Origin of the sequence: Streptomyces flavofungini, assembly GCF_041028215.1 — a bacterium.
Taxonomy (GTDB): domain Bacteria; phylum Actinomycetota; class Actinomycetes; order Streptomycetales; family Streptomycetaceae; genus Streptomyces; species Streptomyces flavofungini_B.
Window position 1 is genome coordinate 1 of sequence record NZ_JASKYR010000561.1, and the last position, 5,322, is coordinate 5,322.

A 5,322-nucleotide genomic window follows, 5' to 3' on the forward strand; every position below is an offset into this window, starting at 1 on the left:
GTTCGGGCAGACCCCCGGCGAGCCTGCTCGACCAAGTTAGCGCGCCCGCGGCGGCTCCGGGGGCAGACGGAAGGGGTCCGCCCCGGAACGGTGAAGAAACCGGAACCCGTCCCGCCCGGAGCGCCCTTGGCCATAGGATCTCCTCCACCCCTTCCCGCCTGCCGCAATCCGTGCTCCGACCGGCCACTCGGGGCGGACGCCCGCCACCGGCCCGCCACAGACCCCGGTGTCGGCGGAACCGCCATCAGCGCGCAGGACCGTGCGCGATCCCGTGTGACCCTGCACGCCCCTTCGCTGCTTCTCACGCCCCTTCACGGCTCTTCGCGGCCCTTCGTGGCGCTTCGTGGCCTTTCGTGACCTTCGCCGTCCGCCGGGCGTTCACTGAGGTGTCCGGCCCGCCGGTCGGCGGCACGTACGGCCCGCACTCCCGAGGGACTTCATGACCCAGCACGTCACCGCCGCGCACTCCTTCTCCGACTCCGCGCCCACGCGGGAGTGGTGGCGGGACGCGGTCATCTACCAGGTCTATCCGCGCAGCTTCGCCGACGGCGACGGTGACGGCATGGGCGACCTGCCCGGCGCCACGGCCCGCCTGCACCACCTGCGCGACCTGGGCGTGGACGCCGTCTGGCTCTCCCCGTTCTACTCCTCGCCGCAGGCGGACGCGGGTTACGACGTCGCGGACTACCGCGCCGTCGACCCGGTCTTCGGGACCCTCGACGACACCGGCGCCCTGCTGCGCGAGGCACACGCCCTCGGCCTGCGCGTCATCGTCGACCTGGTGCCCAACCACTGCTCCGACCAGCACGAGTGGTTCAAGCAGGCGCTGCGCGAAGGGCCCCGGTCGCCGCTGCGGGACCGCTTCCACTTCCGCCCCGGCAAGGGCACGGACGGCGAACTGCCGCCCAATGACTGGGAGTCCGTCTTCGGCGGGCCCGCCTGGACCCGGGCCGAGGACGGCGCCTGGTACCTCCACCTCTTCGCCCCCGAGCAGCCCGACTTCAACTGGGACCACCCCGCCGTCCACGACGAGTTCCGCTCCATCCTGCGGTTCTGGCTGGACAAGGGCGTCGACGGTTTCCGCATCGACGTGGCCCACGGCCTGGTCAAGGCGGCGGGGCTGCCGGACATCGGCCACGCGGAACAGGTCGAGCTGCTCGGCAGCCAGTCCGTGCCGTACTTCGACCAGGACGGAGTGCACGCCATCTACCGCGACTGGCGCCGCATCCTTCAGGAGTACACGGACGAGGCGGGTTCCGAGCGCATCGCCGTGGCGGAGGCGTGGACGCCCACGGTCGAGCGCAGCGCCCTGTATCTGCGCCCCGACGAGCTGCACCAGGCCTTCAACTTCGAGTACCTGACCACCGGCTGGGACGCCGAAGCCCTGCGCGCCGTCGTCGACCGCTCCCTGGCCGCGATGAACGCCGTGGACGCGCCCGCCACCTGGGTGCTCTCCAACCACGACGTCGTACGCCACGCCACCCGCTTCGCGGACGGCGACGCGGCACGCGGGCTGCGCCGCGCCAGGGCCGCCACGCTGCTGATGCTGGCGCTGCCCGGCTCCGCGTACCTCTACCAGGGCGAGGAGCTGGGCCTGCCCGAGGTGACCGCGCTCCCCGACGAGGTGCGGCAGGACCCGGCGTTCTTCCGCGCCACCGGCCAGGGCGGTACGCGGGACGGCTGCCGGGTGCCGCTGCCCTGGTCCGGCGAGCGCGCGCCGTTCGGCTTCGGGCCCGTCGACGGCGGCCCGAGCTGGCTGCCGCAGCCGGACTCCTGGCGGGATCTGTCGGTGGCCGCGCAGACCGGCGACCCTGCGTCGACCCTGGAGTTCTACCGCGCGGCGCTGGCTGTCCGCCGTGCGCACCCGGCGCTCGGGGCGGGGCGCGGCATCGAGTGGCTGCCCGCTCCGGACGGCGTCCTCGCCTTCCGCCGTACCGCCGCGGCAGGTTCGTTCGTCTGCACGGTGAACCTCACCTCGGCGCCGGTCACGCTGGAGACGCCGGGCACCGTGCTGCTCGCCGCGCCGGACACGGTGTGCGAGCCGGGCCCGGCCGAGACGGTGCTCCCGGCGGATTCCGCGGTCTGGTGGGCGATCTGAGGCGCGACCGGTACAGTCCCATCCCGTGACCGCACGGCTATCCGACATCGCAGCCCAGGCGGGGGTCAGCGAAGCGACGGTCAGCCGCGTGCTGAACGGCAGACCGGGCGTAGCGGCGGCCACCCGCCAGTCAGTTCTCGCCGCGCTCGACGTCCTCGGCTACGAGCGCCCGGTGCGGCTGCGGCAGCGGAGCGCGGGCCTGGTAGGCCTCATCACGCCCGAGCTGGAGAACCCGATATTCCCCGCGCTCGCCCAGGTCATCGGGCAGGCCCTGACCCGGCAGGGGTATACGCCGGTGCTCGCCACCCAGACGCCGGGCGGCTCCACCGAGGACGAGCTGACCGAGATGCTGGTGGACCGGGGCGTCGCCGGGATCATCTTCGTCTCCGGACTGCACGCGGACACCACGGCGGACACCGGGCGTTACGAGAGGCTACGGGGCCAGGGTGTGCCGTTCGTGCTGGTGGACGGCTTCTCGCCGCAGGTGCGGGCGCCGTTCATATCCCCGGACGACCGGGCGGCGATGCGCCTCGCGGTCACGCACCTCGTCTCCCTCGGCCATGAGCGCATCGGGCTCGCGCTCGGCCCCAGGCGGTTCGTGCCCGTACAGCGGAAGATCGAGGGTTTCGTACGCTCGATGCAGGACCGGCTCGGCCTCTCCCCCGACGAGATCGAGACCGATCTGGTGCGGCACTCGCTCTACACCCTGGAGGGCGGTCAGGCCGCCGCGTCCGCGCTGCTCGACCGGGGCTGCACCGCTCTCGCGTGCGCCAGCGACATGATGGCGCTGGGCGCGATCCGCGCGGTGCGGCGGCGCGGCCTGGAGGTCCCCGACGACGTCTCCGTGGTCGGCTTCGACGACTCGCCCCTGATCGCCTTCACCGACCCGCCCCTGACCACGGTGCGCAAGCCGGTTCCGGCCATGGGTCAGGCGGCGGTGCGTACGCTCCTTGAGGAGATCGGCGGCACCCCGGCCCCGCACAGCGAATTCGTCTTCATGCCGGAACTGGTCGTTCGAGGTTCAACCGCCTCGGCGCCCAGGCGCCCCTAGGGAATTCGGGGGGTGCGGGGTCGTTCTCACGGTGTAGAGAATGCGGGCCGAACCCGACCAGGGGATGATCGGTCGAGGACCGGGGATCTGGCAGACTCTGTGTCTATGGGTGAGACGATCGTGACGACACTTGAGGGCCGGCAGGGCCCCGCCTCATCACCCATCGCGGGCGAGGAAGAGGACCGCAATGGGCTAAATCCCGTGCGCCGTCTTCACCGGTTCCGGAGCCCGCGCCGCCCCAGGCTCTGGTTCGAGATCCTCCTGATCGCGGTGAGTTACTGGACGTACTCACTGATCCGCAACGCGGTCCCGGAACAGAAGTCCGAGGCCCTGCGCAACGCGGACTGGCTGTGGAGCGTCGAGCAGCATCTCGGGATCGCCGTCGAGCGCGGCGTCAACCACGCGGTGGACTCGGTGACATGGCTGATCGTCGGCATGAACTACTACTACGCGACGCTGCATTTCGTCGTGACGCTGGGTGTCCTGGTCTGGCTGTTCCGTGCCCATCCCGGGCGGTACGCGGCGACCCGCCTGGCCCTCTTCGCCACCACGGCGGTGGCGCTGCTCGGCTACTACCTCTACCCCCTGGCACCACCGCGCCTGATGACCGGCTCCGACTTCATCGACACGGTCGTGGTCCATCACACCTGGGGCTCGATGGCCTCGGGCAACCTGAAGAACATGTCGAACCAGTACGCGGCGATGCCGTCCATGCACATCGGCTGGTCGCTCTGGTGCGGCCTGACCATCTTCGCCCTCGCCTCGGCCCCCTGGGCCAGGATTCTGGGGCTGCTCTACCCCGCGACCACCCTCGTCGTCATCGTCGCCACGGCCAACCACTTCTGGCTGGACGCCGTGGGGGGCATGATCTGCCTGGCCTTCGGCTTCCTGGTGGCCCGCGTGTGGTACGGCGCCCTGCCGTACGCACTGCCGCGCGAGGTGGCGATGCGCGAGGCCGGACCACTCCCGGCGAAGGCCTGACGCGGCCCGCGCCCGCCCATCACCCTCCGTAGAACCGCTCCTCCATGACCCCCCGGGCGCGCCTGGTGATGCGGCGGTAGTCGTCCAGCATGTCGCCCACGTGGCCCGGGTCGTAGCCCAGGTAGCGGGCGACCGCCGCCAGTTCGCGGCCGTCCGAGGGGAAGGTGTCGCCCGCTCGGCCGCGGACCAGCATGACCGCGTTGCGGACGCGGGAGGCGAGGACCCAGGCCTCGTCCAGTGTCGCGGCGTCCTGGGCCGGGATGAGGCCCGCGGCGTGGGCCGCGGCCAGGGCCTCGCGGGTGCGGGTCGTGCGCAGGCCGGGCTCCGCGTGGCCGTGTTCCAGTTGCAGGAGCTGGACGGTCCACTCGATGTCGGAGAGGCCGCCGCGGCCCAGTTTGGCGTTGAGCGTGGGGTCCGTGCCGCGCGGCATCCGCTCCGCCTCCATGCGTGCCTTGAGGCGGCGGATCTCGCGGACCGCGTCGTCGCCGAGGCCCGTCGCGGGATAGCGCAAGGGGTCGGCCAGCTCGATGAAGGCGCGGCCGAGCTCCTCGTCGCCCGCGACCGGTTCGGCCCGCAGCAGCGCCTGCGCCTCCCAGCCGAGGGACCAGCGGCGGTAGTAGGCCTCGTAGGACTTGAGCGTGCGGACCAGGGGGCCGCTGCGGCCCTCCGGGCGCAGGTCCGCGTCGATGAGGAGCGGGGGGTCGGCGGAGGGGATCTGGAGCAGCCTGCGCATCTCCGCCACCACCCTGGCCGCGGCCTTCGCCGCCTCCTGCTCGTCGGCGCCCTCGTGCGGCCGGTGGACGAAGAGGACGTCGGCGTCCGAGCCGTAGCCCATCTCGTGGCCGCCGAAGCGGCCCATGCCGATGACGGCGAACCGGGTCGGCAGCGTGTCGCCCCAGCCGTCCCGGACGACCGCGCGCAGCGTGCCCGCGAGGGTGGCCGCCGTCAGATCGGAGATCGCGTCGCCCACGCGGTCCACCAGCGCGCCGGGGTCCTTCTCGGCGGGGCGGTCCTCCGTGCCGTAGGAGCCGATGAGGTCCTCGGCGGCCGTACGGAACAGCTCCCTGCGCCGCACCCCGCGCGCGGCCGTGACCGCCTGCTCGGCGCCGTCCGCGCGGCGCMCCGCGGCCAGGATCTCCTGTTCGAGGGCGGCCCGGCCGCGCGGCTCCAGACCGCGTCCGTCGCCGAGCAG

General features: G+C 72.6%; 3 protein-coding genes and 1 pseudogene. 3 read left to right on the plus strand and 1 reads right to left on the minus strand.

From position 1 onward, the window contains the following. Positions 1-439 precede the first annotated feature (439 nt). The 3 genes from AB8Z36_RS29645 (at position 440) to AB8Z36_RS29655 (ending at position 4,130) form a co-directional block, all read left to right on the plus strand. Positions 440-2,098, plus strand: coding sequence for a glycoside hydrolase family 13 protein (locus tag AB8Z36_RS29645; protein ID WP_369216469.1), 1,659 nt, complete (start codon positions 440-442; stop codon positions 2,096-2,098). 25 nt (positions 2,099-2,123) lie between these two features. Further along, complete coding sequence (locus AB8Z36_RS29650) at positions 2,124-3,149, plus strand: LacI family DNA-binding transcriptional regulator (RefSeq protein ID WP_369216470.1); 1,026 nt, start codon at positions 2,124-2,126, stop codon at positions 3,147-3,149. 105 nt (positions 3,150-3,254) lie between these two features. Next, on the plus strand, positions 3,255-4,130 hold the full coding sequence (locus AB8Z36_RS29655) for a phosphatase PAP2 family protein (RefSeq protein WP_369216471.1): 876 nt from the start codon (positions 3,255-3,257) through the stop codon (positions 4,128-4,130). Positions 4,131-4,149: 19 nt separating this feature from the next. On the opposite strand, the pseudogene AB8Z36_RS29660 reads toward AB8Z36_RS29655, so the two are convergent. Further along, positions 4,150-5,322: pseudogene (locus AB8Z36_RS29660) on the minus strand (bifunctional [glutamine synthetase] adenylyltransferase/[glutamine synthetase]-adenylyl-L-tyrosine phosphorylase); the annotation flags it as partial.